The organism is Herbaspirillum sp. VT-16-41 (assembly GCF_001994935.1).
Taxonomy (GTDB): domain Bacteria; phylum Pseudomonadota; class Gammaproteobacteria; order Burkholderiales; family Burkholderiaceae_D; genus Herbaspirillum; species Herbaspirillum frisingense.
The window spans coordinates 36,739-63,062 of record NZ_MUXB01000133.1 but is presented as its reverse complement, the minus strand read 5'-3'; the positions used below and the strand labels follow the sequence as shown (position 1 = coordinate 63,062).

Here is a 26,324-nt window from a genome sequence, read left to right as displayed (position 1 = left end):
ATTCCATGACCATCCGCATGCGTATCACGCTCCTGGTGATACTTACCTTCGTCGCCATTGCCGGCATTGGTGGCTACGCGATGTACCAGTCGCGCAGCAGCGCCGTCGAGGTCCGTTCCGTCACCGAAGGCGTGATGCCCAGCGTGCTGGCCTCGTCCGACCTGATGGGGCAGTTGAAGGACGTACAGTTGGCGGCCATGGTGATGGTCACCGAGAGCGATACCCAGCTGGTCGCGCAAGAAAATGACAAGCTGGCCGAAAAGAAGGCCGTGCTGGAACAGGCCCTGGCAGCCCAGGCCAAGCAGGCTGAAGGCGTGGCCCAGCGTGGCCTGATCGAGCAGGCCAGGGAAAGCCTGGACAACTACTTCGGCGCCATCGACACCACCGCCAAGTTCAAGCTGGCCGGCAAGAACGAGATCGCCCAGGCGCAGTTCTTCGGCGGCGTGATGCAGTACCAGAGCGAACTGGAAGGCATCGTCAACACCCTTCGCATCGAAAAGAACCGCTTCAAGGACAATGCCATTGCCTCGCTCAACGGCAAGCTGGCCCAGACCACCACCACCATCAGCGTGGTCACGGTGATGGCCGTGCTGCTGCTAGGGGGCATCGGTTTCCTGCTGTATCGCCAGATCACCGGCCCCATCAGCCGCATGGCGGCGATGATGGGCGAGATCGCCACCAGCCAGGATTTCACCCGTCGTCTGCCGGTGCAGCGCATGGATGAGGTGGGGCATTCCATCGTCGCCTTCAACGGCATGGTCGAGAAAATCGAAGAAGCCTCGGCCCAGGTGCGCCAGAAGACCGCCGACATGCAGGCCATGCTGCAGAACATCCCGCAGGGCATTCTCACCATCGTCGACGGCAACCGTATCCACCCGGAGTACTCGGCCTTCCTCGAAACCGTCTTCGAGACCACCGACATCGCCGGCCGCGACGTGATGGAACTGGTCTTTGCCAACACCAACCTGGGCGCCGATACGCTGTCGCAGATCGAAGCCATTGGCGGCGCCTGCATCGGTGAAGACGTCATGAACTTCGAGTTCAACGAACATCTGATGGTGGGCGAGATCGAAAAGACCATGGCCGACGGCAGCAAGAAGATCCTGGACCTGTCCTGGTCGCCCATCACCGACGAGAGCGATACGGTGATCCGCCTGATGCTGTGCGTGCGTGACGTGACCGAGCTGCGCCAGCTGGCGGCGGAAGCCAACGAACAGAAGCGCGAACTGGAAATGATCGGCGAGATCCTGGCGGTAGCTGCGCCCAAGTTCGCCGAGTTCATCGGCAGCGCGCGCCGCTTCCTGGACGAGAACGAGCAGATCGTGCACCAGAACCCGGAAGCGACCGCCTTCGCCATCGCCAAGCTGTTCCGCAACATGCACACCATCAAGGGCAATGGCCGCACCTATGGCCTGCTGCACCTGGCCAACGTGGTGCACCACGCCGAACAGCACTACGACGACCTGCGCCACCCGGCCAGCGGCGCCGTGTGGAACCAGCAGGAACTGCTGCAGCAACTGGCCCAGGTGCGCGAGTTCATCGACCGCTATGCCCGCATCAATGAGGTGACCCTGGGTCGTGGCAGCAGCACCGCCAGCGCTGGCGAACAGGTGCTGCCGGGTTACGAGCGGCAGGTCCTGACCATCGACCGCAAGCACATCCAGGAAAGCCTGCAGCGCCTGGAAAACGTCAACACCGCCAACCTGCACGAACTGGTGGCCGTGCGTAACGACGTGCGCCGTACCCTGCGCCTGCTGGGTACCGAGACCATCGCCGACGTGCTGGCCCCGATCACCGATTCGCTGCCTGCGCTGGCGGCCGACCTGGACAAGGCGGCACCGGTCGTGGACATCGAGGACAACGGTTACGTGGTCCATAGTTTTGCCGCACCGCTGCTGCAGAACGTGTTCATGCACCTGATCCGCAATGCCATGGATCACGGCCTGGAAGGGCGCCAGGAGCGGGCCGCCAAGGGCAAGCCCGAGACCGGCACCATCAAGCTGGAGACGGGTGTGATGGACGACATGTTCCAGCTGGCGCTATCCGACGACGGCCGTGGTCTGGCGCTGGAAAAGGTGCGCCAGATCGGCATCGAAAAGCAGCTCATCACCGTGGATCAGGCCATGTCGGATGCCGAGATCGCCCGCCTGATCCTGCAACCGGGCTTCTCCACCCGCAGCGAAGTGACCGACGTTTCAGGTCGTGGCGTGGGCATGGATGCGGTGCTGGACTTTGTCACCCGCGAACATGGGCAGATCGAGATCCGCTTTGCCGATACCAACGAAGGCGCCGCCTTCCGCCCCTTCCAGATCATCGTGATGCTGCCCGAGAGCGTGGCGGTGGAAGTGGATGGCGTCGACGTGCCTTACCCGGTGGCCGGCCAGGAGGCGACGGTGCCGGTCGCGCTGCCGCCGCAGGACGGCAATCCCCAGGTGGCCTGAGGGCCGACCGACATCGGGCACCCAAGCAAGAGAAGCAAACGCGGAAGCAAAAAACGGATGAGCATGTTCAATTCGATCCTCCTGGTGGCGCTGGGCGCCGCCCTGGCCGGCCTGCCGATGACCTGGTTGTGGCTACGGCAGAAGCGTCGCGCCGGGCAGTTGTTCGATGCCGGGCAGCTGGAGCAGGCCCGCGACCAGGCATTGGCGACCCTGGCACAGCAGCAAGAGCAGTGGGCCGCCCATCAGCGGCAACTGGAACAGCAGCAACTGGCCGCCGAGCGCCACATGGCCGAGATGCGTCACGAGAGCGAGGCCATGCTGGCCCGCCTCAACCAGCAGCAAACCGACAGCCTCTCGCGCGTGATGCAGAACTGCGACGCCTCCCAGGACACCATCGGCAAGCTGCTGGGCCTGGTGCGGACCTTCGAGCGCTGGCACGACGACATGAACGAACTCATCACCCACAATCGCGACATGCACCGCATGAACGACGAGTTCGCCCTGATCGTGAACCAGGTCATCATCGTGGCCCTGAATGCTTCCATCGAGGCCGCTCGTGCCGGCGTGCACGGGCGCGGCTTCGCCGTGGTGGCGCAGGAGGTGCGCGACCTGGCGCAGCGGGCCGAGAAACTCTCCAAGAGCTACCGCGCCAACCTGTACCAGAACGACCTGATCACCACTACCACCTTCCAGGACCTGCAGGCCGGCGGCAAGATGATCATGGGCGCCGTCATCGGGCTGGACCTGATCAACAGGAAGACCAGGGAAACCCTGGCCGAGGCGGCATGAGCGCCCACGACATGGACGAGCTGCAGGCCGTGGCCCAGAGCATCGCTGACGAGCGCATCAGCGCCAGCGCCCGCGACGGCTTCGACACCCTGTTGCAGCAAGCCCTGCGCGGCAGCCTGGTGCCCTCGGGCGCCGAGGCGGTGATCACCGCCGTCGAGGTGGACGATCTGGCGGAAAAGAAGATGGTGGTGCTCACCATTTCCTCCTACCTGTTCCGCCTGATGGTGATGTTCCATTTCACGCCGGACGCCGCCACCAAGGGCCACTTTGCGCGGCTCGCGGGTGACGGTGCGGCTGAGGTGGGGGCAGGGGGCGAGCAGGCCTTCATGGACGCGCTGGCCGAGTGCGGCAACCTGTGCTGCGGCATCTTCAACCGCGAGCTGGGGCGCTTCTTCCCGCACCTGGGCATGTCCACGCCCAATGTCATCGACACCCAGTGCCTGCACTACCTGCACAAGCTCAGGCACGCCCATGTGCGCCACTTCGCTATCGACATCGACCCGTCGCCCCGGCTGCATGTCTCGCTCTGCGTATCGGCCTATGACCGGCTGGACTTTGCCGTGTCGGCCGAAGAGCAGGCAGACACCACCGGCGAACTCGAACTGTTCTAGACCGCCATCAACGATCCGGGGAACCCACACCATCATGCAAGCCAGCGCCAGCCTCGACAACACCATCACCAGCAAGGTCCTGGTCCTGGACCGTGACGCCGACTGCTACGACACCATCAAGTCCTTTTGCGAACGGCATCAGCTGGTCGGCCTGAAGGCGCATGAAGAACACGTCATGGCGGTCTTGCGCAGCAATGTCGACCTGGGCGGCATCATGCTCTCGGAGAGCCTGGCCGGTCTGGGCGAGGGCGGTCGCGGCCTGGCCCGCCGCATTCGCGAGGTGCGCCCGGAGTTGCCGATCTTCCTGCGCCGCCGCCGTGAGAGCGCCGACACGCCATTGGCCGAGCGCGACAGCGAACTCTTCAGCGCCGTCTACCGCATCGACGACATCGAAGCCCTGGCCCCCGCCGTGGCGGCCTCCATCTTCAGCCAGCGCTACCCCAATGCCCTGGTGCGGGGTATCGCCGAAATCAGCCGCATGGTGCTGGAGAGCCAGTTCCCCGGCATGCAGGTGGAGATCGACCAGCCCTATCTGGTGCGTGACCGCATCATCTTCGGTGAAGTCTTCACCCTGATCCCGCTGGAGAGCAGCTGGTGCCGTGGCTACATGATGCTGCAGGCCGAGCAGAAGACCCTGCAGGCGCTGGCACCGGAAGCGGCTGATGATTTCCGCCATCTCAACAATGCCCTGGGCGAACTGACCAACCTGATCTGGGGCTGGTTCAAGAACCGCTTCATCAACCAGAGTCAGCCCATCCAGCAGTTGAGCCAGGTGCCCATCATCATCAACCACCAGCATCGCTACATCTCCTTCGGCTCGGACGATGCGCAGCTGTGCTTCAAGTACGTGCTGCGCCGGGACGACGGCGTGCCGCTGGTGCTGCTGCAGCGCTTCATCTTCAACCTGTCCTGGTCGCCCGAGGATTTCCGCGAGAACCAGACCTCGGTGGAGGAACTGTTCGAATCGGGCGAGCTGGAACTGTTCTGACCTGGCTGCCCGCGGCGAAGATTGCAGCCCCCCATTTCCCTCATCCCCTCATTGAAACAATCCTAGTGAAAGAGAATTCAACATGGCACAAATCCTGGTAGTGGACGATTCGAGCACCGTGCGCGCCGAAGTCGGCGACTTCCTCAAGAAGAACGGTCTGGACGTGGCGCTGGCCGTGGACGGCCGCGACGGCCTGAACAAGCTCAAGGGCGACCCGGCCATCAAGCTGGTGGTCTCCGACGTGAACATGCCCAACATGGACGGCCTGACCATGGCCGAGAAGATCCGCAGCGAACTGGGCAATGCCAGCGTGAACATCATCATGCTCACCACCGAGAACTCGCCCATCATGAAGGAGCGCGGCAAGGCCGCCGGCATCAAGGGCTGGATCGTCAAACCCTTCAAGGGGGAGGCGGTGCTGCCGACTTTCAAGAAGCTGGTGGGGGCATAACTTGTTCCTGCATCGCTGAAGTCCCCTGCGAGTCACCACTGATAATTCGGCCTGCAATGCAGGCCGAATTGTTTTTGACAGACCCGGTTCCAATTAAATGTAGCTACAAATAACTCTTGTCGAAGGAGATTATATGTAGCTACAATAATTGATGGAAATCCTGTTCGATCCTCATAAAGACGCCATCAACAAAAACAAACATGGCGTTTCGCTCGCAGAAGCCGCGGCTATCGAATGGGAGAGTGCCTTGATCACGCTTGATGACAGAATCGACTACGGCGAACAGCGGGAAATCGCGATCGCCTACATCGGTCTGCGACTTCACGTGGTGGTCTATGTGCAACGCGCGTTTGCCAGGAGGATCATCAGTCTGCGCAAAGCGAACAAAAGGGAGATTGATCGATATGCCGAAGCTTAAACAGGGAACCATCCTGCCCACCCCCGCGGAAGACGCGCAGATCACCGCTGCGGCGCTGTCCGATCCCGATGCACAGCCGTTGAGTCCGGCCCAACTGGCTGCGTTGCGGCCTGCACGGGGACGCGGCAGGCCCGCAGGTAGCGGCTCCAAGGTGCAGGTCACAATGCGTTTCGACGTCGATATCGTCGAAGCCTTCAAGCGCGGCGGCGATGGTTGGCAAAGCCGCATGAACGGTGCCCTGCGCGAATGGCTGACACAACACCAATGATCATGGACGGTGATTGATGGCGCGACCGCGTCTGCCTTCACTGCTCATGTAGCTTCACTGCTCTTCCAGTACCAGCTCAAAGCAGATCAACACCGGATTGCAGCCCCGCGCCAGCACCCCTTCACAGACCTGGCCTTGCGGATTGACGAGGCCGATATCCAGGCGGCCGATGCCATCCCGCACTTCCCCAGCACGGATCAGGATTTCCGTGGCGCGGTCATCCAGTACGCGGCCGTCCTCGAACTCGGCGCCGATGATGCTGCCCACGCTACCGCGCACGATGGCGTTGCGCATGTCGTGGGCGGCGCAGGCCTGCTCAACGGCCAGGGTCAGGTCCTGGTCGGGCCGGATGCGGGCCAGCACCACGCGCTTGCCGGTGGCGACGACGGCCTGGTCCGATAGGCGGGTGGGGTAGAAGAGGGTGAAATTGGTTTCCGGATCGTAGCGCGTGGCCATGGTGGCGTCGTGCAAACCCCAGGCCTGGGCCGGTGCGGTTTGGCCGACGATGGTCTTTTCCATCATCAGGTGGCCGCCCTGGCGCTGGCCATCGCGACCACGCCAGATGGCGTGGCAATGCACGAAGGGCTCGCCGTCCTTGCGCCCATAGGTGGCGCAGGCGTATTCGATGACGGTGCCTTCTTCCATCGCATGCGGCGCGCTGTAGAAGGCGGCATGCTGGTCGTCCACCGCCAGCGCGGGCATGAGGAAGTGCAGCGCGGCGATCTTCAGATTGGAAAAGCGCACGGTACCGCCATCGAGCCCGGCGCGCGAGAGCGGGATGCTGATCGCGTCGCGCAGGCTCAGGCCCGCCTCCAGGGTGAAATCAAGCTGCATGGCCTGGCCTTCCAGGCTGACGATGCGTTCGGGTTCAGGCGGGCCGGGATGGCGGACGGTACGGGCGAAGGCTTGCGGGGTGGGCATGCGGTCTCCTGGGTAAGGTGTCAGGGCGCGGCTTTGGTGGGCCGTCGGATAGCCGGTTCGTAGGCGGCTGGTGTGGTGAATTATCCTGCGTTCTGCGTGGGATTGCTGGTGAATGTTTTTAACCGGAAGGTGTTTCACTGGGCGAGATGTTCAATTGCTCAGTAGTGGAAGTGACGAGAATTTCTTCCTGAAGTCAGCTTTATCTGCCCAGAAGTCGCAGCGCGGCTATATTTGGCCTTGATGAGACAACTCTCCAGAACATGACGAGGCGACATGAAGGGCGCTAACAATATTCAAATGATCCGGACTCCACGTTACGGCGGGGGGGGGAATCGGATTCCCAATGAAGTAGTGGGTGCGACCATGGACGGCTTGACGCCGATACAGGCATGGCGCGAGCATCTGGGGCTGACACAGGCGGTCGTCGCGCAACGCCTCGGGATTAGCCAGGCGCTCTATGCAAAATATGAGAAGAGCCCGAGGCCGAGAACATCTACGATTTCAAGGATTGCAGTCGCGTTGGGTATCTCCAAGGAACAATTGGACTTCTGAGAGGCAATTGGCAATCCTGCCTTGACGCTAGCGCATCATGCTTGCTAGTCTCCGCCATCCCATCGCACATGGGATCGAGTTTGGCGACTCGAACACACCCGCGACATTCAACAATCCTTCTTACCGGAGAAACCATGTCCGACAAGTGTTCGCACGTCCCTGACTCGTCCCCGATCTTTCGTTCGTTCTCCTGGCATCGCGCCGATACGCCCCCGTCGCATCAGAAAACCCTGGCTGACTATTCACTGGATATAGGTGGCGGCGTCTCCACCTTGCTTTCCTTGATCGCATTCAGCGACGCGGAGGCTATCGATGGCAAGCCCTTGCTGTCAGTGGTTGACAGGGAAGTCTTGCTGCGCCTGGCGATCACCGCCTGCAAAATGCTGGCCAAGGTGGCCGAAGGCCATATCGACGCCGCTAATGCCGTAGAAGCGCAATAACCCCGCATCCAAGGGGGCAGCACTCCGTTGCCCCCTCACCAATACTTGCAATGCAGTCTCGCCGATCAGCCTTCGTTGCTCGGCTCAGCCGATTTCTTCGCCTTGTAGGCCCTGACTTCTCCGATCTTCAATCCCCTGGGCAGCAGGCCATGCTTGGCCCAGCCCACCCGTTGCGCGTGGTAGATGCCGGTATGGCCGGAAAACAGGTAAGCGACCACGCAGGCCAGCGCCGCAAACGGGCCGATTTCCGGGCCGAACAATTCGATGGCCATGATGGTGGAGGCAATCGGCGTATTGGCCGCACCCGCGAAGACGGCCACAAAGCCGATGCCGGCCAGCATCGAGAAGGGCAGGTGCAGCAGCGGTGCCAGGGCATTGCCGAGGGTGGCGCCGATGTAGAACAGGGGCGTGACTTCGCCGCCCTTGAAGCCGCTGCCCAGCGAGGTGACGGTGAAGACCATCTTGCCCAGGAAATCCCAAGGTGCCAGCGGCTGCTGGAAGGCTTCCACGATCACCGGAATGCCCAGGCCGATGTAGCGATCGGTGCCGATGGCCCATACCCCCAGCGCCACGACCAGCCCACCGACGAAGGGGCGCAGCGGCGCATAGGCAATGCGGCTTTTCATGAAGGCTGACAGGCGATGCGTGCTGTTGGCAAAGACCATACCGATCAGGCCGAACACCACGCCAGCAGCGATCACGGCGGCTACGCTCCATAAGGCGACGGGGGCGCTGCCGCTCATGAGGTAGTGGGTGTGATGCACGCCCCAGGCCAGGCCGACCTGGTCGGCGGCGATGGCGGCGATGAAGCAGGGCAGGATGGCGTCATAACGCATGCGGCCGATGGCCAGCACTTCCAGCCCGAAGATGGCGCCGGCCATCGGGGTGCCGAAGACGGAAGCGAAGCCGGCGCTGATGCCGGCCATGAGCAGGATACGGCGATCTTCGGTGCGCAGGCGCAGCAGGTGGGTGAGCTGGTCGGCCAGCGCGCCACCCATCTGCACGGCGGTTCCTTCGCGCCCGACGGAGGCGCCGAAGAGGTGCGACATCACGGTACCGAACAGCACCAGTGGCGCCATGCGCAGGGGGATCACCTTCTTGGGGTCGTGGATTTCATCGATGAGCAGGTTGTTGCCGGCTTCGACCGGCTTGCCGGTGTGCAGATAGAGCCAGCCCACGATAAAGCCACCCAGGGGCAGCAGCCAGATGATCCAGGGATGACCCTGGCGCCATTGCGTGGCGTACTCCAGCGAGAACAGGAAGAAGGCGGAGGCCGAGCCTGCCAGTACGGCGATCAGGCAGGCGATCAGGCACCATTTGACGATGTAGGGCAGCAGATAGAGCTGTTCGGGGTATTTGTAATGTTTCATGTTGCCAGGATTATAGTGAACCAGCCTGGAAACACGGAGCGCAGGAAGCGCATGAAAGATGAAGGTGCGCGCCTACAGCCCTGGGTCGCCAGGTCACTGTAGGCATCATCAGCCCCAACATGATGTTGGTGGCGGTTTGAGGAGGAATGCCATCTCCTTGACGCCGATGGTAACAAGTTTGCGTCAGATCGACAACATAATGTCTATCGGGGTTGATGTTTCGCGATCCTTATCGCTCAATCCGGGCCTTATAGCGGGTCTGGCACCAGTTCCGGGATGCCGACCACCACCGTCCACGGTTGCACTTGCCAGCGCGTGACCAGGCCCTGGGTGACATAGGGATCGGCGGCGGCGAATTTTTCGGCATGTCCGGCCGCACCCTGGAACAGCAACAGGCCGCTGGACGGGGGATTGCCGACAGCGCCGCCGGCCAGCATTTCGCCGCGGGCCACGGCTTGCCGGCATAGGTCCAGGTGGGCGGGGCGCAGGGCGGTGCGGCGTTCCAGATAGTCGCCGACGAATTCATAGCTGAGCAGGTAAAGCATGATGGGGCTCCGGTCTGCGTGGAAAAGGTGGATAGCATCGCTGAAGTAGCCTGCACTTGGCAAACATTTAAGCTGCAGGAACGTATCGGCGAATTGCCCTTCAAACGCCTGACCACCGCGACCAGTGCGGTCGTGGCCATGACCAATAACAGGGGAGCACCGGTGAAAACCTTTCATTGCGACAATTGTGGAATGCAGGTCTTTTTTGAGAACACGGTCTGCGGGAATTGCGGCTGGATGCTGGGTTATCAGCCGCAATTGCAGGCCATTGCCAGCTTTTCGCCGCTGGAGCCGGCACAGCCGGTGGATGGCGAGGTGGCAGCGGAGGCAGCGGAGGTGGTGGGCGAACCTGGCCCCGGGCGCTGGCGCAGCGTCAGGCCGGAGAACGAAGGGCGGGTCTTCAAGCAGTGCTTGAACTACTGGCGTGAAAATATCTGCAACTGGATGCTGGACGAGCGCGAGCCCCACGAGTTGTGCGCCTCATGCCGCCTGACGCGGGTGATCCCCAATCTGGAGGAGGGCAATAATCGCGTGCTCTGGAGCCGGCTGGAAACGGCCAAGCGGCGCCTGCTGCATTCGCTGTGGACCTTGCAGTTGCAGCCGGTGCCGAAGATGGAGGATGAGGAGGCCGGGCTGGCCTTCGAGTTCATGCAGGATCTGCCGCACGGTGAACGGGTGCTGACGGGGCATGCCGACGGTGTCATCACCATCAACATCGCCGAGGCCGATCCCGCCTATCGGGAGCAGGCGCGGGAGCAGATGGCCGAGCCTTACCGCACGCTGCTGGGGCATTTCCGGCATGAGAGTGGTCACTATTATTTCGACCGGCTGGTTGCGCCTACGGAGTGGTTGGCGCCGTTCCGGGAGCTGTTCGGTGACGAGCGTCAGGACTATGGCGAGGCGTTGAAAACGCATTACGAGAACGGTCCGCGCGCGGACTGGGATCAACATTTCGTCAGCGCCTACGCCAGTAGCCATCCCTGGGAGGACTGGGCCGAGACCTGGGCGCATTATCTTCACATGTTCGATACCCTGGAGACGGCCTATGCCTGCGGCGTGCAGCTGAGGCCGCGTCATGAGGGCGAGCAGAAGCTGGTGATCAAGGCGCCGCCAGTGGCGGCGGGCTCGTTCGACGAACTGGCGCGGGAGTGGTTTGCGCTGACCTATGTGCTCAACAGTCTGAACCGCAGCATCGGAATGCCGGATTCCTATCCCTTCACCTTGACCACGCCAGTATTGGAAAAGCTGCGCTTCGTTCATGAGGTCGTCAATGGGAAGCGGAAGGTGGGCATGGCTGCGGCGCAGGAGCAGGCGGCATAGTGCATTGCCATGCGGCCTTCGGGTGCGCAGCCATAAAAAAACCCGGAAGCAGCTTCCGGGTTTTTCTTTGGGCGGGCCGCTGCTGCGGCCTGACCCTATGGTTCAGTCCTCCCTGGCTTCGAGTGCACGGTTCAGGCTCAGCGCAGCCAGCGAGCCTACGGCGCCGGAGAGCAGGTAGAAGCTCACGTAGGCCATGCCGAAGTGGGCCGACAACCCCAACGCCACCAGCGGTGCGAAACCGGCGCCGACCAGCCAGGCGAGATCAGAAGTCAAGGCCGCGCCGGTATAGCGATAGCGGGCCTTGAAGTTGGCGGTCACCGCGCCGGCTGCCTGGCCGTAGGACAATCCCAGCAGGGCAAAGCCGATCAGGATGAAGGTGTTCTGGCCCGATTCGCCGCCATTCATCAGGCTCGGGACGAAGGCGGAGAGGATGGCGATCAGCAAGGCCATGGAACCGAGCGTGTTGCGGCGGCCGAAGCGGTCAGCGACCAGGCCCGACACCACGATGCCCACCGCCATGATGAGGCCGCCCCAGATCTGGATGACCAGGAAATCGGCGGCTTCACGCAGCGAATACAGCTTGATCCACGACAGCGGAAACACCGTCACCAGGTGGAACAGGGCATAGCTGGCCAGCGCGGCCAGGGCGCCGATGATGATGTTGCGGCCCTGGGTGGTGGCCAGCTCTACCACGCCGGCCGGTTCCAGCTCGCGTTCATCAAGCAGCTTGGCGTATTCCGGCGTCGAGACCAGGCGCAGGCGTGAGAACAGGGCGACCACGTTGATGGCGAAGGCGACGTAGAACGGATAACGCCAGCCCCATTCGAGGAAATCGGCCGTGGTCAGGCTGGAGAGCATGTAGGCGAACAGGCTGGCTGCCACGACGAAGCCCAGCGGCGCGCCAAGTTGGCCCAGTGCGGCGTACCAGCCACGCTTGTGCTCCGGAGCGTTCATCGCCAGCAACGAAGGCAGGCCATCCCATGCGCCACCCAACGCCAGGCCTTGACCAACTCGTAAAAGCGAGAGCAAGATGATCGCCCAGACGCCAATGTGATCAAAAGTTGGTAACAAGGCAATGCCCGCAGTCGAAAAGCCGAGCATGAACAACGCCAGCGTCAGTTTCACCTCTCGGCCGTAGTGCTTTTGAATCGCCATGAAGATCGTGGTCCCGATGGGGCGGGCCAGGAAGGCGAAGGAGAAGATCACGAAGGAGTAGAGCGTGCCTTCCAGTTTCGGATCGTTGGGGAAGAACAGGGTCGGGAACACCAGCACCGAAGCCAGCGCATAGACGAAGAAATCGAAGTATTCGGACGCTCGTCCGATGACCACGCCGACGGCGATTTCACCGGGTTCGATCCTGGCGTGGTCGTGGGAAGTGGAAGGTTGGTCCGATTGCGGTCTGAATTCACCCGAACCTTGACTGTTGTGGATGCTGGTGCTTGCCATGGCTTTGTCTCCCACTGTTAGAGGTTTAGTCGCAGTACGTACTACTAATCCCAACCTGGCAGGTGGCAGCTGACAGGGTGGGACAAAACGTCCAATCGCCAACACACTTTATTGGCGTTACATTACCACGCTCTGATACATACGACTGGAATTTTCCTTCATGGTTTCTCAAATCCTTCGTCGCGGATCGCTCCTGCTTCCTGCGCTTTTGTTGGCTGGGTGCAACACCGTCGTGATGAATCCTTCCGGCGACATCGCTAACCAGCAAGCGCGCCTGATCGTCATCTCGACCGCCTTGATGTTGCTCATCATCGTTCCGGTGATCATCCTGACGCTGCTGTTCGCATGGCGTTATCGCAAGAGCAACACTTCTGCTCCCTACGAGCCGGACTGGGATCACTCGACCCGTCTGGAGCTGGTCATCTGGGGTGCACCCCTGCTGATCATCATCGCCCTGGGCCTGTTGACCTGGATCACCACCCACACCCTGGACCCGTACCGTCCGCTCTCGCGTATCGACGCCGAGCGTCCGCTGGCTCCGCAGGTCAAGCCGCTGGTGGTGGAAGTGGTGGCGCTGGACTGGAAGTGGCTGTTCATCTATCCGGAACAAGGCATCGCTACTGTCAATGAGTTGGCCGCGCCGGTGGATGTTCCCATCCAGTTCAAGATTACTGCGTCCAATGTGATGAATTCCTTCTACATCCCTGCATTGGCCGGCCAGATCTACGCCATGCCGAGCATGGAAACCAAGCTGCACGCGGTCATCAACAAGGCCGGCGAGTACGACGGTTTCTCCGCCAACTACAGCGGCGCCGGCTTCTCGCACATGCGCTTCAAGTTCCACGGCCTGGACCAGGCTGGCTTCGACGCCTGGGTGCAGAAGGCCAAGGCTGACTCCAGCAAGCTGGACCGTGCCGAGTACCTGAAACTGGAACAGCCCAGCGAGCGCGATCCTGCCCGCCTGATCGGCAGCGTCGAGCCGAACCTGTTCCACGCCATCGTGAACCGCTGCGTGGCTGCCAACACGGTTTGCATGGACAAGATGATGGCCACCGACCTGAACGTGAAACCGGGCCAGCAAAAGGCTGAATGATTTCCTAGCCTGGTAGCCGTATCAGCGCAGCAGAACACCGCTGCGCCCCAATTTCCTTTTTCCCCGGGAAGTAAAGATGTCTGACAATTTTGACCTGATAAAGCTGATCTTCGGTCGCCTCAGTCTGGAAGCGATTCCATACCATGAGCCGATCCTGATCGGTACCTTCGCCATGGTGGCGCTGGGCGGCATAGTGGTACTTGGCCTGCTCACCAAATATCGCCTGTGGGGCATGCTGTGGCGCGACTGGTTCACCAGTATCGACCACAAGCGCATCGGCATCATGTACATCGTGCTGGCCATCGTCATGCTGCTGCGTGGCTTTGCCGATGCGGTGATGATGCGCGCACAGCAGGCCATCGCCTTCGGCGACAACGCCGGCTTCCTGCCGCCGCACCACTATGACCAGGTGTTCACCGCCCACGGCGTGATCATGATCTTCTTCGTGGCCATGCCCCTGGTGACCGGTCTGATGAACTACGTCGTGCCCCTGCAGATCGGTGCGCGCGACGTGGCCTTCCCGTTCCTGAACAACTTCAGCTTCTGGATGACCACCTTCGGCGCACTGCTGGTGATGGCCTCGCTGTTCGTGGGCGAATTCGCCCGCACCGGCTGGCTGGCCTACCCGCCGCTGTCGGGCATCCTGTACAGCCCTGACGTGGGGGTGGACTACTACATCTGGGCCTTGCAGGTGGCCGGGGTAGGGACACTACTTTCCGGCATCAACCTGGTGGTGACCATCGTCAAGATGCGCGCCCCGGGCATGAACATGATGAAGATGCCGGTCTTCACCTGGACCTCGCTCTGTACCAACGTCTTGATCGTGGCCGCCTTCCCGGTGCTGACCGCCGTGCTGGCCATGCTGTCGCTGGACCGCGTCTTCGGCACCAACTTCTTCACCAACGACATGGGCGGCAACGCCATGATGTACGTGAACCTGATCTGGATCTGGGGTCACCCCGAGGTCTACATCCTGGTGCTGCCGGCCTTCGGCGTGTTCTCTGAAATCGTCTCGACCTTCAGCGGCAAGCGTCTGTTCGGCTACACCTCCATGGTCTATGCGACCGTGGTGATCACCATCCTGTCCTACCTGGTGTGGCTGCACCACTTCTTCACCATGGGTTCGGGCGCCAGCGTGAACTCGTTCTTCGGCATCACCACGATGATCATCTCGATCCCGACCGGTGCCAAGATCTTCAACTGGCTCTTCACGATGTACCGTGGTCGCATCCGCTTCGAAGTGCCGATGCTGTGGACCATCGGCTTCATGATCACCTTCGTCATCGGTGGCATGACCGGCGTTCTGCTGGCCGTTCCCCCGGCCGACTTCGTGCTGCACAATTCGCTGTTCCTGATCGCTCACTTCCACAACGTCATCATCGGTGGCGTGGTGTTCGGCATGTTCGCCGGCATCAACTTCTGGTTCCCGAAGGCCTTCGGCTTCAAGCTGAACCAGTTCTGGGGCAAGTGCTCGTTCTGGTTCTGGTTCGTGGGCTTCTACCTGGCCTTCATGCCGCTGTACGTGCTGGGCCTGATGGGCGTGACCCGTCGCATGAGCCACTTCGACGACCCGTCGCTGCAGATCTGGTTCGTGGTGGCCGCCCTGGGTGCTGGCCTGATCGCCCTGGGCATCGGTTCCTTCATCATCCAGATCGCCGTCTCCATCCGCGATCGCAAGAAGCTGGCCGACGTCACCGGCGACCCGTGGGATGCCCGTACCCTGGAATGGTCCACTTCCTCGCCGCCGCCTGTCTACAACTTCGCCTTCACCCCGGTCGTGCATGACAACGACGCCTGGGCTGACATGAAGAAGAACAAGTATCAGCGTCCGCTGGGTGACTTCGTGGAAATCCACATGCCCAAGAACACCGGTGCCGGCTTCATCATCGCTGCGCTGTCGGCAGTGCTGGGCTTCACCCTGATCTGGCACATGTGGCTGCCGGCCGTGGCAATCTTCGTCGTACTGGTTGCCGCCACCATCATCCACACCTTTAATTACAACCGCGACTACTACATCCCGGCCGACGAAGTCGTCCGTGTCGAAGCAGAGCGCACACGTCTGTTGAATAGCCATGTCTGAAGCAATCAACCACACGGCCGACGCGACGCCTAGCTCGCGCTATTTCGTCCGCCATCACCATCCGGAGAACGGCACCCTGCTGGGCTTCTGGATCTACCTGATGAGCGATTGCCTGATCTTCGCCTGCCTGTTTGCGTGCTATGCCGTGCTCGGCCGCAACTACGCAGGCGGCCCGACCGGCGCCGAGCTGTTCGACCTGCCGCTGGTGGCGCTGAACACCGCGCTGCTGCTGCTGTCGTCGATCACCTACGGTTTCGCCATGCTGGCCATGCAGGCCAAGAAGCAGCAGAACACCATCATCTGGCTGGTCATCACCGGTCTGCTGGGTGCCGGCTTCATCTACTTCGAGCTGTATGAGTTCCTGCACCTGATCCACGAAGGCGCCGGCCCGACCCGCAGCGGTTTCCTGACCTCGTTCTTCGCCCTGGTCGGTACCCACGGACTGCACGTCACCTTCGGCATCATCTGGCTGGTCGTGCTGCTGTTCCAGATCAACAAGCATGGTCTGACCGAAGCCAACGGCCGTCGCCTGATGTGCCTGTCGATGTTCTGGCACTTCCTGGACGTGGTCTGGATCGGTGTCTTCACCTTTGTCTATCTGATGGGAGTCCTGCCATGAGCCGCGGCCACCAAGAACACCCGGCCCGTCCGATGGGCCACCACGATGACCATGGCCACGGTCATGGTCATGGCGACCACGCCGCCCACGGCACGATGAAGGATTACGTCACCGGCTTCGTGCTGGCCGTGATCCTGACCGCGATCCCGTTCTGGATGGTGATGAACAAGTCCATCTCCAGCTCGGCCACGCTGGGCATCGTGCTGCTGGCCTTCGCGGCCGTGCAGATCGTGGTCCACATCAAGTACTTCCTGCACATGAACGGCAAGTCCGAAGGTGGCTGGAACATGCTGGCGATGATCTTCACCATCGTCATCGTGGTCATCACCCTGTCCGGTTCGCTGTGGGTCATGTATCACCTGAACCACAACATGATGCCGACCATGTCGCCGGAAAACATGCCGACCGAAACTGTCCCGCAATCGATGCAGGGCATGCAGGGTATGCAACACGGCGCAGCCCAATCGAAATGAGCCCGACGCCGAATCAAGGCGTGAAGCAGGGCAAAGAAAGCGGAGCGGCGCAAGCCGCTCCGGTATCCCGCACAAAGGCCAGCCTGCTGTTGCTGACCCTTTTGGCGGGATTTTTCTTTCTGGTCTTCGCCGCGCTGGGAAGCTGGCAGGTCTACCGCCTGCAATGGAAGCTGGACCTGATCGCCAAGGTCGATGCCCGCGTGCATGCCGCACCCGTGCCCGCCCCTGGCCCCCAGGAATGGCCGCAGATCTCGGCCGAACGTGACGAATATCGCCGCGTAAGCCTGTCCGGCCGCTACCTCTACAGCCAGACCGTGGCCGTGCAGGCCAGCACCGGACTGGGAAGCGGTGCGTGGCTGCTGACGCCCTTGCAGCTGGCCGATGGCACGCTGGTCCTGGTCAATCGCGGCTTCGTCAACGTCTCGCCGCTCAAGCTGGATGCCAACGGCCTGGCCGATGCACCGGCCGGCCAGAGCACGCAAGTAGTCGGGCTACTGCGCATGAGCGAGCAGGGTGGTGGTTTCCTGCGCAGCAATGACGCAGCCCAGAATCGCTGGTATTCACGCGACGTCAAGGCCATCGCCCAGGCGCGTGGCCTGTCGGGCGTGGCACCGTACTTCGTGGATGCCGACAAGCCTTCGGCCGAAGCCAACGCCGCCGTGGCACCGGACGCGCAGAAACCGGTCGGTGGCCTGACCGTCATCGCCTTCCACAACAGCCACCTGGTCTACGCCCTGACCTGGTATGCCCTGGCCCTGATGTCGCTGGGCGCAGGTTACTGGGTGATCCGCGATGAGCGCCGCTGGCGCCAGCGCATCCAGGACGCCCGCTCCAAGGGCTGACACGCATGACCGCCGCCGACACCTTCGCCAAGCGCAAGACCCTGCGCGAGCGCTGGCAGCGCCTGCGCCAGGGGGAGCAGAACCCGGCCGGCCACCAGAACATGCTGCTGTTGATCCAGCTGCGCTGGCTGGCGGTGCTGGGGCAGGTGTCCACCATCGCCTTCGTGGTGCTGGTGTTCGACCTGCACCTGCCGCTGCCGCACATGCTGGAGGTGCTGTCCTGCCTGATCGCATTCAACATCGCCAGCCACCTGCGCTGGCATGAACGGCGCATCGCCACCAACGCCGAACTGTTCCTGGCCTTGCTGGTGGATGTGGCGGTGCTGACCTTTCAGCTCTATCTGAGCGGCGGCATCACCAATCCCTTCGCCTTCCTCTACCTGATGCAGATCATTCTCTCGGCCGTGCTCCTGAAGCCCTGGTCGAGCTGGGCCATCGTCGGTGTCACCATGGTCTGCCTGGCCGGGCTGGCGCTGTTTTCCGAACCGCTGGCCCTGCCGCCGGACCACAATGCCGGCCTGCTGAGCCTGTATGTGGAAGGTACCCTGATCTGCTTCCTGCTCAATGCCGGCCTGATGGTGTTCTTCATCACCCGCATCAGCAGCAACCTGCGTGCCGGCGACGCCTTGCTGGCCGACCTGCGCCAGCGTGCCGCCGAGGAAGACCACATCGTGCGCATGGGCTTGCTGGCCTCCGGCGCCGCCCATGAACTGGGCACGCCGCTGGCGACCGTCTCGGTCATCCTCGGCGACTGGAAGCGCATGCCCGAGATCAGCCAGCGCCCGGATATGCTGGACGACATCGCCGAAATGGAAGCCCAGCTGCAGCGTTGCAAATCCATCGTCAGCGGCGTGCTGCTCTCGGCGGGGCAGGCGCGAGGTGAATCCTCGATCAAGACCACCCTCAACACTTTCCTCGACAGCGTGGCCGAGGACTGGCGCAAGACGCGCCCGGTGGAGGTATTCCAGTACCGCAACCTGATCGAGCAGGATGTACCGGTGGCCTTCGATTCGGCCATCAAGCAGATGTTGGGCAACGTACTGGACAATGCCTTCGAGGTCTCACCGCGCTGGCTGGCGCTGGAGGTCAGGCGCGAGGGCGATCTGCTGTTGATGGAAGTGACCGACCAGGGCCCGGGCTTCCCGGAGTGGATGATCAACCAGATCGGCAAGCCCTACCAGTCGACCAAGGGCAAGCCCGGTCGTGGTCTGGGCCTTTTCTTCGTGGTCAACGTCGCGCGCAAGCTGGGCGGACGCGTCTGGGCCAGCCATCGCAGTGGTGGCGGCGCCTGCGTCACACTGGAACTGCCGCTGTCGGCCATCAGCCTGGAAAGCCCGCCCGAGGTTGCGCCGGGCAGCGTGGCGCCGGATTTTCCGACCGGCGCTTGATGTGCCGCAATGTGCCGCAAGCCGCGCCCGCCGGGCGTTTGACTGCCATCATTCCTTTTTCTTTTGCTCGCTGCCATGCCGGGCGCCGTCTCGACATACAATAGCGCCCTGGGAAAGCAGATAGAAGAAATAGGGAATGTACATGCCGGCTGATCGCCTGCTCCTGATCATCGAGGACGATGCCGCCTTCGCACGCACCTTGGGGCGCTCCTTCGAGCGCCGTGGCTACACCGTATTGCTCGCCGCCAGCCAGGAAGAGGCGGCGGCCCATCTCAAGGAACACCAGCCCGGCTATGCCGTGGTCGACCTGAAGCTCGGTGGCAATGCCTCCGGCCTGGCCTGCGTGCAGATGCTGCATGCCCACGACGAGAACATGCTGATCGTGGTCCTCACCGGATTTGCCAGCATCACCACGGCGGTGGAAGCCATCAAGCTGGGCGCCTGCCAGTACCTCGCCAAGCCCTCCAATACCGACGACATCGAAGCCGCCTTCGGCCACGTGGCCGGCGCCTCCGAGGTTGAATTGCCGGCCCGCGCCACCTCCATCAAGACCCTGGAATGGGAGCGCATCCACGAGGTGCTGGTGGAGACCGATTTCAACATCTCCGAAACCGCCCGCCGACTCGGCATGCACCGCCGCACCCTGGCGCGCAAGCTGGAGAAGCAGCGGGTCAAGTAAGCCAAGCAAGCATCAGCAAGCATTCAAGCAGCGACCCAGGCAGCGCCAGACCAGGGCAGCAGTGGTTATCATGGCGCCCGCAGATCAGGCAAGGCCATCTCATCAAGAGGGAATGACGTGAAACAGTTCAACTTCCAGTTCGACTTCCAGCGCAACATCCTGTGGGCGGCCAGTGCCGCCATCCTGTCCCTGGCCGGCACCAGTGCCACCGTCACCGCCAGCGCCCAGGAGGCCATCAGGATCGGCGAGATCAACAGCTACAAGGCGCAACCGGCCTTCCTGGAGCCCTACCGTCGTGGCTGGGAAATGGCCCTCGATGAAGTCAATGCCGCCGGCGGCGTGCTGGGCAAGAAGCTGGAAGTGATCGCCCGCGACGACAACGGCAACCCCGGCGACTCCGTGCGCGTGGCCGAGGAATTGATGGCCCGCGAACGGGTGGCATTGCTGTTCGGCGGCTTCCTCTCCAACACCGGCCTGGCGCTGACCGATTACGCCCGCCAGCACAAGGTATTCTTCCTCGCCGCCGAACCGCTGACCGACAAGATCGTCTGGCAGAACGGCAACAAGTACACCTATCGCCTGCGCCCCTCCACCTACATGCTGGTGGCCTCGGTGGTCAAGGAAGCCGTCAAGCTGAAAAAGAAGCGCTGGGCCATCGTCTACCCCAACTATGAATACGGCCAGTCGGCCGTGGCCAGCTTCAAGACCCTCATGAAGCAGGCCCAGCCCGATGTGGAGTTCGTGGTCGAACAGGCACCGCCGCTGGGCAAGATCGATGCCGGTGCAGTGACCCAGGCCCTGGCGGACGCCAAGCCCGATGCCATCTTCAATGCCCTGTTCGCGGCCGACCTCGGCAAGTTCGTGCGGGAAGGCAATACCCGTGGCCTGTTCGATCATGTGGAAGTGGTGTCGCTGTTGACCGGCGAGCCGGAATACCTGGACCCGCTGAAGAACGAAGCCCCGCAGAACTGGATCGTCACCGGCTATCCCTGGTACGCCATCAACACGCCCGAGCACAAGAAGTTCGTCGATGCCTACCGCAAGAAATTCAATGACTATCCCCGCAACGGCTCACTGGTCGGCTACAGCGCCCTGATGTCGATCGCGGCCGGCATCAGGAAGGCCGGCAGCACCGATGCCGACAAGCTCGCCGCCGCCTTCTCCGGCCTGAAGGTCGACACGCCGGTGGCCAGCATCGTCTATCGCCCGCAGGACCACCAGTCCACCCTGGGCGCCTTCGTCGGTCGCACCGGCATCAAGGATGGCAAGGGCATCATGACCAGCTTCAGCTACGTTGACGGCGCCAGCCTGCAATTGCCCGACGACGAGGTCAGGAAACTGCGCCCGGCCGATTGAGTGTCGTCGTGGTGATCTTCCTTTCCGGCGAGCGCGCGTGACGCCATGACCCTGGCCAGTCTCACCGTGCAGATGGTCAATGGCCTGGCCGATGCCTCCGCGCTGTTCCTGGTGGCCGTCGGCCTGTCGCTGATCTTCGGCGTCACCCGCATCGTCAACTTCGCCCATGGTTCGTTCTACATGCTGGGCCTGTACCTGGCCTATAGCCTGGTGGAACGGCTGGGGCCGAGCGCACTCGGCTTCTGGGGCGCGGTCCTGCTGTCGGCCCTGATGGTGGCAGCACTCGGCGCGCTGGTGGAGGTCGTGGTGCTGCGGCGTATCTATCGCGCGCCCGAGCTGTTCCAGCTGCTGGCCACCTTTGCGCTGGTGCTGGTGATCAAGGACGCCGCCCTCTGGTACTGGGGCCCGGAAGACCTGTTCGGCCCGCGTGCCCCGGGCCTGGGCGGGGCCGTGCCACTGCTGGGACGGCGCCTGCCGCAATACGACCTGCTGCTGATCTTCATCGGCCCGCTGGTGCTGGCGCTGCTGTGGCTGCTGCTCAACCGCACCCGCTGGGGCACATTGATCCGCGCCGCCACCCAGGACCGTGAAATGCTGGGCGCACTGGGCGTGAACCAGGCCTGGCTGTTTACCGCCGTATTCGCCCTGGGCTGCTTCCTGGCCGGCCTCGGTGGCGCGCTGCAAGGGCCGCGCATGCCGGCCAACCTGGCCCTGGACCTGGATACCATCGGCAACGCCTTCGTGGTGGTGGTGGTCGGCGGCATGGGTTCCATCGGGGGCGCTTTCGCGGCCGCGGTGCTGATCGCCGAAGTCAAGGCACTCTGTATCGCCGTGGGCAACGTCTCCGTCTTCGGCATCGACCTCTCCCTCTCGCGGCTGACGCTGGTGGTCGAATTTCTGGTGATGGCCGTGATCCTCGTGCTGCGCCCCTGGGGTCTGTTCGGCAAGCCGCTGGCAGCGGTGCGCGTGGCGGCGGCCCACGCCGCGCCGCTGGAAGCAGGTGGGCGCGTCGCGCGCCTGGCCGGGCTGGCATCGCTGCTGTTGCTGCTGGCCCTGCCGCTGTTGGCGGGGCGCTTCCCCTATCTGCCGGTACTGATGGTGGAAATCCTGATCGCCGTGCTGTTCGCCGCCAGTCTGCATTTCCTGATGGGGCCGGGGGGCATGGTGTCCTTTGGTCACGCCGCCTATTTCGGCCTGGGCGCCTATGCCGCCGCGCTGGTTTCGCTGCGCCTGCAGTGGCCGCTGCCGCTGGCGATGCTCAGCGGCGCGCTGACGGCGATGCTGGCAGCCCTGTTGTTCGGCTGGTTCTGCGTGCGCCTGTCGGGCGTGTACCTGGCCATGCTCACGCTGGCCTTTGCGCAGATCGTCTGGGCCGGCATCTTCCAGTGGGATGACCTGACCGGCGGCAGCAATGGCCTGGTCGGCCTGCGCCCGGGCGAGGCGCTGGCTTCCCCTGTGGCGTATTACTACCTGGCGCTGGCCTGCGCCGCGCTGGGCGTATACCTGTTGCGACGCGTGGTGCAGGCGCCATTCGGCCTGGCCCTGCGCGCCGCACGCGATGCGCCGGTGCGGGCCGAGGCGCTGGGCATGGATGTGCGTGCGCTGCAGTGGGGCGGCTTTGCCGTGGCGGGTCTGTTCTGCGGCCTGGCGGGCGTGCTGTTCGCGTTTTCCAAGGGCAGCATTTCTCCCGAGGTGGCCAGCGTGGGGCGCTCGGTCGATGGGCTGGTGATGGTGCTGCTGGGCGGCGTGCAGAGCCTGCTCGGTCCCTTGCTCGGCGCTTCGCTGTTCGTCTGGCTGCAGGATCTGGTGGCACGCGAGACCGATTACTGGCGCGCCTTGCTGGGCGGGGTGATCCTGTTGCTGGTCCTGCTCTTCCCGGGCGGGATCGTGGGTGCCTTGCGCGGCTGGCGCGGACGGGGGGAGGGCGCATGAGCCTGCTGCACGTGCAACACCTGTCCAAGACCTTCGGCGGCGTGGCCGCGCTGGATGATGTGTCTTTCGAACTCCCGGCCGGCCAGATGCTGGCCCTGATCGGCCCCAATGGCGCCGGCAAGTCCACCTGCTTCAACCTGATCAACGGTCAGTTGCGCCCGGATGCCGGCGCCGTGTTGCTGGCCGGTGAAGACATCGCCGGCATGCCGGCGCGCCACATCTGGCAGCGCGGCGTAGCCCGCACCTTCCAGGTATCGGCCGCCTTCGGCTCCATGACCGTGCTGGAAAACGTCCAGGCCGCCTTGCTCTCGCACCGGCGCCAGTTGTGGCGCTGGTGGCGTCCTGCGGCTTCCTGCCTGCGCGATGAAGCCATGGTGCTGCTGGAGCAGGTCGGCATGGCAGCGCAGGCGCGCCGTGCCTGCGGGGTGCTGGCCTATGGCGACATCAAGCGGGTGGAGCTGGCCATGGCCCTGTCCAATGAACCACGGCTGCTGTTGATGGACGAACCCACCGCCGGCATGGCGCCCCGCGAGCGCCAGCAATTGATGGCCCTGACGCGGCGCCTGGTCAGCGAGCGCGGGCTCTCGGTCCTGTTCACCGAACACAGCATGGACGTGGTCTTCGCCTTTGCCGACCGCATCATCGTGCTGGCACGTGGCCAGTTGATCGCCCAGGGTGAACCCGAGTCGGTGCGGCGCGATGCCCGCGTGCGCGAGGCCTATTTCGGCAGCGGTGCCAGCTTCGGTGAGGCCAATATGGGGAGCCCGGCATGAGCGCAGCCTTGCTGCAGGTCGAGGCCCTGAACGCCTTCTACGCGCGCGCCCATATCCTCTTCGATGTCAGCCTGGAGGTGGGCCGGGGCGAAGTAGTGGCCCTGATGGGCCGCAATGGCGCCGGCAAATCCACCACCCTCAAGGCCGTGATGGGGCTGCTGGAGGGGACGCGTGGCAAGGTCAGTTTCGGTGGTCGCGATCTCACCCGCCTGGCACCGTATCAACGTGCGCGGCTGGGCCTGGGTTTCGTCCCGGAAGATCGTCGCATCTTCACCGAACTGAGCGTGCTGCAGAACCTGGAAGCAGGGCGCCAGCCACCGCGTGCCGGTGCGCCGGTCTGGACAGCGCAGGCGGTGTTCGATCTCTTTCCCAACCTGGGCGCCATGCCTGAACGCCCGGGTGGCCGCATGAGCGGTGGCGAGCAGCAGATGCTGACCATCGCCCGCACCTTGATGGGCAATCCCCACCTGCTGCTGCTCGACGAACCTTCCGAAGGGGTGGCGCCGGTCATCGTGGAGCAGATGGCGGCCATGATCGTCCGGCTCAAGGAACGCGGCATGTCGGTGTTGCTGTGCGAACAGAACACCCACTTCGCCAGCCTGGTCAGCGACCGTGCCTACCTGCTCGATCAGGGCCGTATCCTCCATCACGGCAGTCCCCAACAGGTGCAAGCTCATCAGCAGCAGTCCGGCCTGTAGCAAGGGCTTCAAAAGGATGTAACAAAGCACCGTCGCGCTTGTTGCAATTGCGGGGGAACCGTTGAGCCTGCCTGTGTCCAAACTCCTGAAAACAGCTTGTTTCAGCCCGCCTTTGCTTGCCACGCTGCAACCGAGCCCACCCATACGGAGAAGAACACAATGCCCACACTTGCCAAGCGCCCTCCGGTGCATTGGCCTGCCGACGACTACAACGATGCAGGATTACGTAACGACCATGCCAAGGTCGCGGTAGGCGATGACGCCAACGATATCTTTTTTGCCGCCGTCGAAATGACGCGCATGCCGATGATCGTGTCCGATCCAAACCAGCCGGACAACCCCATCATCTTCGTCAACAATGCCTTCATCAACATGACCGGCTACAGCCGGGCCGACGTGATCGGCAAGAACTGCCGTTTCCTGCAAGGCCCGGAAACCGACCGTGCGGTGGTGGCGCAGGTGCGCGAAGCCGTGCTCGAACGGCGCGAGATCGCCACCGAGTTGCTGAACTATCGCAAGAACGGTTCCACCTTCTGGAATGCGCTCTTCATTTCACCCGTCTATGACCAGCATGGCGAACTGAAATACTTCTTCAGCTCGCAACTGGACATCAGCCGCCGCCGTGACGCCGAACAGGCCCTGGGCCAGGCGCGCAAGATGGAAGCACTGGGCCAGTTGACCGGCGGTATCGCGCACGACTTCAACAACCTGCTGCAGGTGATCAGCGGCTACCTGGACATCATCAACCTGGCCCTGCGTAGTCCGGTGCCGGATCTGGGCCGCGTGGCGCGCAGTACCGACAGTATCCGCAAGGCCTCCGGCAAGGCCGCCATGCTGACGCAGCAGTTGCTGGCCTTCGCCCGCAAGCAGCGACTGGAGGGGCGTACCATCAACCTCAACTCGCTGACCGAGGGCTTTACCGATCTGGTGCAGCGTACCCTGGGGGGTGATATCCATGTACGCACCGCACTGGCGCCTGGCCTCTGGAATTGCCGTCTCGACCCGACCCAGATGGAGGTGGCGCTGCTGAACATTCTCATCAATGCCCGCGACGCCATGTCCGGCAAGGGAACATTGCGCATCCAGACCAGCAATGAAGACCTGAGCAGCGATGAACCTGCCTTGCAGCTGGGCTTGAAGCCGGGCCTCTATGTCTGCCTGGCGGTGGTCGACGACGGCCCCGGCATTCCGCCCGACATCCTGCCGCGCGTGATGGACCCCTTCTTCACCACCAAGGACGAAGGCAAGGGGACCGGGCTGGGCCTGTCCATGGTGTATGGCTTCGTCAAGCAATCGGGCGGTTCGGTACGGATTTCCTCGGGGCCGCAGGGTGGCACGACGGTAGCGATCTACTTCCCGGCGACGCAGGACCAGGTCGGCGGCAGCTTCGAGTATGACAACCGCACCCAGAGCCAGGGTGGTCACGAGCACATCCTGGTGGTTGACGATAGAATCGAGGTCGCCGAACTGGCCCAGGACATGCTGGAAAGCCTGGGCTATCGGGTGCGCATGGTCAATTCCGCCAACGAAGCGCTGCAGTTGATCCGTGCCGGCGAGCCGGTCGATCTGCTCTTCACCGACCTGATCATGCCGGGCCACATGAATGGCGTGGTACTGGCGCGGGAGGCGCGGCGCATGTTACCTTCGCTCAAAATTTTATTGACTACCGGTTACGCCAGCGAATCGATAGAACGGCATGGAGCCGACGGAGAATTCCCCGTCCTCGACAAACCGTATCGTCATGATGAGCTGGCCCGCAAGATCCGCATTGTCCTCGACGGCGCCACTGGCGTGAGCTGAAAACAATAACAACAAGCCGTCCGCCTCTGCC

The 26,324-nt window shown here is 62.9% G+C and carries 26 protein-coding genes and 1 riboswitch; of the genes, 22 read left to right on the top strand and 4 right to left on the bottom strand.

Annotated features, from left to right (window positions below; translation table 11 throughout):
• The first annotated feature begins 5 nt into the window (after positions 1-5).
• From BTM36_RS22490 to BTM36_RS22460, 7 genes are all read left to right on the top strand, one after another.
• On the top strand, positions 6-2,441 hold the full coding sequence (locus BTM36_RS22490; RefSeq protein WP_077238022.1) for an ATP-binding protein: 2,436 nt from the start codon (positions 6-8) through the stop codon (positions 2,439-2,441).
• 57 nt (positions 2,442-2,498) lie between these two features.
• The gene (locus tag BTM36_RS29435; protein ID WP_306460543.1) at positions 2,499-3,230 is read left to right on the top strand and encodes a methyl-accepting chemotaxis protein; all 732 of its coding nucleotides are present in this window, start codon (positions 2,499-2,501) and stop codon (positions 3,228-3,230) included.
• Positions 3,227-3,841: a hypothetical protein gene (locus BTM36_RS22480; RefSeq protein ID WP_077238021.1), complete on the top strand. Its 615-nt coding sequence runs from the start codon at positions 3,227-3,229 to the stop codon at positions 3,839-3,841. Before BTM36_RS29435 ends, BTM36_RS22480 begins: the two co-directional genes overlap by 4 nt.
• A gap of 34 nt (positions 3,842-3,875) precedes the next feature.
• Positions 3,876-4,829, top strand: coding sequence for a chemotaxis protein CheX (locus BTM36_RS22475; RefSeq protein ID WP_077238020.1), 954 nt, complete (start codon positions 3,876-3,878; stop codon positions 4,827-4,829).
• An 82-nt stretch (positions 4,830-4,911) separates the two neighbouring features.
• A complete protein-coding gene (locus BTM36_RS22470; RefSeq protein WP_006462277.1) occupies positions 4,912-5,280 on the top strand; it encodes a response regulator in 369 nt (122 codons plus the stop codon).
• Positions 5,281-5,431: 151 nt separating this feature from the next.
• Complete coding sequence (locus BTM36_RS22465; RefSeq protein ID WP_077238019.1) at positions 5,432-5,698, top strand: BrnT family toxin; 267 nt, start codon at positions 5,432-5,434, stop codon at positions 5,696-5,698.
• Complete coding sequence (locus BTM36_RS22460) at positions 5,685-5,966, top strand: BrnA antitoxin family protein (protein ID WP_006462275.1); 282 nt, start codon at positions 5,685-5,687, stop codon at positions 5,964-5,966. The genes BTM36_RS22465 and BTM36_RS22460 overlap by 14 nt, the downstream gene beginning before the upstream one ends.
• Positions 5,967-6,020: 54 nt before the next feature.
• Here BTM36_RS22460 and BTM36_RS22455 read toward each other — a convergent pair whose 3' ends face one another.
• The gene (locus tag BTM36_RS22455) at positions 6,021-6,887 is read right to left on the bottom strand and encodes a DUF296 domain-containing protein (protein ID WP_077238018.1); all 867 of its coding nucleotides are present in this window, start codon (positions 6,885-6,887) and stop codon (positions 6,021-6,023) included.
• Between the two features lie 273 nt (positions 6,888-7,160).
• Between BTM36_RS22455 and BTM36_RS22450 the strand changes: the two genes are divergently transcribed.
• Positions 7,161-7,439, top strand: a complete 279-nt coding sequence (locus BTM36_RS22450; RefSeq protein ID WP_077238017.1) for a helix-turn-helix domain-containing protein — start codon at positions 7,161-7,163, stop codon at positions 7,437-7,439.
• A 134-nt stretch (positions 7,440-7,573) separates the two neighbouring features.
• Positions 7,574-7,879 carry a hypothetical protein gene (locus tag BTM36_RS22445; protein ID WP_077238016.1) on the top strand — a complete coding sequence of 102 codons (306 nt, stop codon included), beginning with the start codon at positions 7,574-7,576 and terminating at the stop codon, positions 7,877-7,879.
• A gap of 65 nt (positions 7,880-7,944) precedes the next feature.
• Here BTM36_RS22445 and BTM36_RS22440 read toward each other — a convergent pair whose 3' ends face one another.
• Both BTM36_RS22440 and BTM36_RS22435 read right to left on the bottom strand, forming a co-directional pair.
• On the bottom strand, positions 7,945-9,249 hold the full coding sequence (locus BTM36_RS22440) for a voltage-gated chloride channel family protein (protein WP_077238015.1): 1,305 nt from the start codon (positions 9,247-9,249) through the stop codon (positions 7,945-7,947).
• A gap of 92 nt (positions 9,250-9,341) precedes the next feature.
• A riboswitch (Fluoride riboswitch) is annotated at positions 9,342-9,415 on the bottom strand.
• A gap of 82 nt (positions 9,416-9,497) precedes the next feature.
• On the bottom strand, positions 9,498-9,794 hold the full coding sequence (locus BTM36_RS22435) for a YciI-like protein (protein ID WP_077238014.1): 297 nt from the start codon (positions 9,792-9,794) through the stop codon (positions 9,498-9,500).
• 162 nt (positions 9,795-9,956) lie between these two features.
• Here BTM36_RS22435 and BTM36_RS22430 point away from each other — a divergent pair, with 162 nt between their 5' ends.
• Positions 9,957-11,114, top strand: coding sequence for a putative zinc-binding metallopeptidase (locus BTM36_RS22430; RefSeq protein WP_077238113.1), 1,158 nt, complete (start codon positions 9,957-9,959; stop codon positions 11,112-11,114).
• Between the two features lie 102 nt (positions 11,115-11,216).
• On the opposite strand, the gene BTM36_RS22425 is transcribed toward BTM36_RS22430, so the two are convergent.
• Positions 11,217-12,560, bottom strand: coding sequence for an MFS transporter (locus BTM36_RS22425; RefSeq protein WP_006462269.1), 1,344 nt, complete (start codon positions 12,558-12,560; stop codon positions 11,217-11,219).
• A 160-nt stretch (positions 12,561-12,720) separates the two neighbouring features.
• On the opposite strand from BTM36_RS22425, the gene cyoA reads away from it, so the two are divergent.
• The 12 genes from cyoA to BTM36_RS22365 all read left to right on the top strand — a co-directional run bounded on the left by cyoA (position 12,721) and on the right by BTM36_RS22365 (position 26,293).
• Complete coding sequence (cyoA, locus tag BTM36_RS22420; protein ID WP_077238013.1) at positions 12,721-13,653, top strand: ubiquinol oxidase subunit II; 933 nt, start codon at positions 12,721-12,723, stop codon at positions 13,651-13,653.
• Positions 13,654-13,729: 76 nt separating this feature from the next.
• Positions 13,730-15,733, top strand: a complete 2,004-nt coding sequence (cyoB, locus tag BTM36_RS22415) for a cytochrome o ubiquinol oxidase subunit I (protein ID WP_077238012.1) — start codon at positions 13,730-13,732, stop codon at positions 15,731-15,733.
• The gene (gene cyoC, locus BTM36_RS22410) at positions 15,726-16,352 is read left to right on the top strand and encodes a cytochrome o ubiquinol oxidase subunit III (RefSeq protein ID WP_077238011.1); all 627 of its coding nucleotides are present in this window, start codon (positions 15,726-15,728) and stop codon (positions 16,350-16,352) included. The genes cyoB and cyoC overlap by 8 nt, the downstream gene beginning before the upstream one ends.
• Positions 16,349-16,825: a cytochrome o ubiquinol oxidase subunit IV gene (gene cyoD / locus BTM36_RS22405; RefSeq protein ID WP_006462265.1), complete on the top strand. Its 477-nt coding sequence runs from the start codon at positions 16,349-16,351 to the stop codon at positions 16,823-16,825. The genes cyoC and cyoD overlap by 4 nt, the downstream gene beginning before the upstream one ends.
• On the top strand, positions 16,822-17,667 hold the full coding sequence (locus tag BTM36_RS22400) for an SURF1 family protein (protein ID WP_077238010.1): 846 nt from the start codon (positions 16,822-16,824) through the stop codon (positions 17,665-17,667). Before cyoD ends, BTM36_RS22400 begins: the two co-directional genes overlap by 4 nt.
• 5 nt (positions 17,668-17,672) lie before the next feature.
• A complete protein-coding gene (locus BTM36_RS22395; protein WP_077238009.1) occupies positions 17,673-19,055 on the top strand; it encodes an ATP-binding protein in 1,383 nt (460 codons plus the stop codon).
• Between the two features lie 142 nt (positions 19,056-19,197).
• A complete protein-coding gene (locus BTM36_RS22390) occupies positions 19,198-19,734 on the top strand; it encodes a response regulator transcription factor (protein ID WP_006462262.1) in 537 nt (178 codons plus the stop codon).
• Positions 19,735-19,890: 156 nt separating this feature from the next.
• Positions 19,891-21,090, top strand: coding sequence for an ABC transporter substrate-binding protein (locus tag BTM36_RS22385; protein WP_077238112.1), 1,200 nt, complete (start codon positions 19,891-19,893; stop codon positions 21,088-21,090).
• Between the two features lie 45 nt (positions 21,091-21,135).
• Positions 21,136-23,022, top strand: coding sequence for an ABC transporter permease (locus tag BTM36_RS22380; RefSeq protein WP_077238008.1), 1,887 nt, complete (start codon positions 21,136-21,138; stop codon positions 23,020-23,022).
• Positions 23,019-23,795 (top strand): ABC transporter ATP-binding protein, encoded by a 777-nt coding sequence (locus tag BTM36_RS22375; protein ID WP_077238007.1) that lies wholly within the window; start codon positions 23,019-23,021, stop codon positions 23,793-23,795. The genes BTM36_RS22380 and BTM36_RS22375 overlap by 4 nt, the downstream gene beginning before the upstream one ends.
• A complete protein-coding gene (locus BTM36_RS22370) occupies positions 23,792-24,493 on the top strand; it encodes an ABC transporter ATP-binding protein (RefSeq protein WP_077238006.1) in 702 nt (233 codons plus the stop codon). Before BTM36_RS22375 ends, BTM36_RS22370 begins: the two co-directional genes overlap by 4 nt.
• 159 nt (positions 24,494-24,652) lie before the next feature.
• Entirely contained in the window at positions 24,653-26,293 is a 1,641-nt protein-coding gene (locus BTM36_RS22365) for a histidine kinase famiy protein (protein WP_077238005.1), read from the top strand.
• Positions 26,294-26,324: the final 31 nt, after the last annotated feature.

Bases quoted from the DNA above. Each gene is read 5' to 3' on its own strand.
- BTM36_RS22490 (WP_077238022.1), top strand. From the start codon at position 6: ATGACCATCCGCATGCGTATCACGCTCCTGGTGATACTTACCTTCGTC.
- BTM36_RS29435 (WP_306460543.1), top strand. From the start codon at position 2,499: ATGAGCATGTTCAATTCGATCCTCCTGGTGGCGCTGGGCGCCGCCCTG.
- BTM36_RS22480 (WP_077238021.1), top strand. From the start codon at position 3,227: ATGAGCGCCCACGACATGGACGAGCTGCAGGCCGTGGCCCAGAGCATC.
- BTM36_RS22475 (WP_077238020.1), top strand. From the start codon at position 3,876: ATGCAAGCCAGCGCCAGCCTCGACAACACCATCACCAGCAAGGTCCTG.
- BTM36_RS22470 (WP_006462277.1), top strand. From the start codon at position 4,912: ATGGCACAAATCCTGGTAGTGGACGATTCGAGCACCGTGCGCGCCGAA.
- BTM36_RS22465 (WP_077238019.1), top strand. From the start codon at position 5,432: ATGGAAATCCTGTTCGATCCTCATAAAGACGCCATCAACAAAAACAAA.
- BTM36_RS22460 (WP_006462275.1), top strand. From the start codon at position 5,685: ATGCCGAAGCTTAAACAGGGAACCATCCTGCCCACCCCCGCGGAAGAC.
- BTM36_RS22455 (WP_077238018.1), bottom strand. From the start codon at position 6,887: ATGCCCACCCCGCAAGCCTTCGCCCGTACCGTCCGCCATCCCGGCCCG.
- BTM36_RS22450 (WP_077238017.1), top strand. From the start codon at position 7,161: ATGAAGGGCGCTAACAATATTCAAATGATCCGGACTCCACGTTACGGC.
- BTM36_RS22445 (WP_077238016.1), top strand. From the start codon at position 7,574: ATGTCCGACAAGTGTTCGCACGTCCCTGACTCGTCCCCGATCTTTCGT.
- BTM36_RS22440 (WP_077238015.1), bottom strand. From the start codon at position 9,249: ATGAAACATTACAAATACCCCGAACAGCTCTATCTGCTGCCCTACATC.
- BTM36_RS22435 (WP_077238014.1), bottom strand. From the start codon at position 9,794: ATGCTTTACCTGCTCAGCTATGAATTCGTCGGCGACTATCTGGAACGC.
- BTM36_RS22425 (WP_006462269.1), bottom strand. From the start codon at position 12,560: ATGGCAAGCACCAGCATCCACAACAGTCAAGGTTCGGGTGAATTCAGA.
- cyoA (WP_077238013.1), top strand. From the start codon at position 12,721: ATGGTTTCTCAAATCCTTCGTCGCGGATCGCTCCTGCTTCCTGCGCTT.
- cyoB (WP_077238012.1), top strand. From the start codon at position 13,730: ATGTCTGACAATTTTGACCTGATAAAGCTGATCTTCGGTCGCCTCAGT.
- cyoC (WP_077238011.1), top strand. From the start codon at position 15,726: ATGTCTGAAGCAATCAACCACACGGCCGACGCGACGCCTAGCTCGCGC.
- cyoD (WP_006462265.1), top strand. From the start codon at position 16,349: ATGAGCCGCGGCCACCAAGAACACCCGGCCCGTCCGATGGGCCACCAC.
- BTM36_RS22400 (WP_077238010.1), top strand. From the start codon at position 16,822: ATGAGCCCGACGCCGAATCAAGGCGTGAAGCAGGGCAAAGAAAGCGGA.
- BTM36_RS22395 (WP_077238009.1), top strand. From the start codon at position 17,673: ATGACCGCCGCCGACACCTTCGCCAAGCGCAAGACCCTGCGCGAGCGC.
- BTM36_RS22390 (WP_006462262.1), top strand. From the start codon at position 19,198: ATGCCGGCTGATCGCCTGCTCCTGATCATCGAGGACGATGCCGCCTTC.
- BTM36_RS22380 (WP_077238008.1), top strand. From the start codon at position 21,136: ATGACCCTGGCCAGTCTCACCGTGCAGATGGTCAATGGCCTGGCCGAT.
- BTM36_RS22375 (WP_077238007.1), top strand. From the start codon at position 23,019: ATGAGCCTGCTGCACGTGCAACACCTGTCCAAGACCTTCGGCGGCGTG.
- BTM36_RS22370 (WP_077238006.1), top strand. From the start codon at position 23,792: ATGAGCGCAGCCTTGCTGCAGGTCGAGGCCCTGAACGCCTTCTACGCG.
- BTM36_RS22365 (WP_077238005.1), top strand. From the start codon at position 24,653: ATGCCCACACTTGCCAAGCGCCCTCCGGTGCATTGGCCTGCCGACGAC.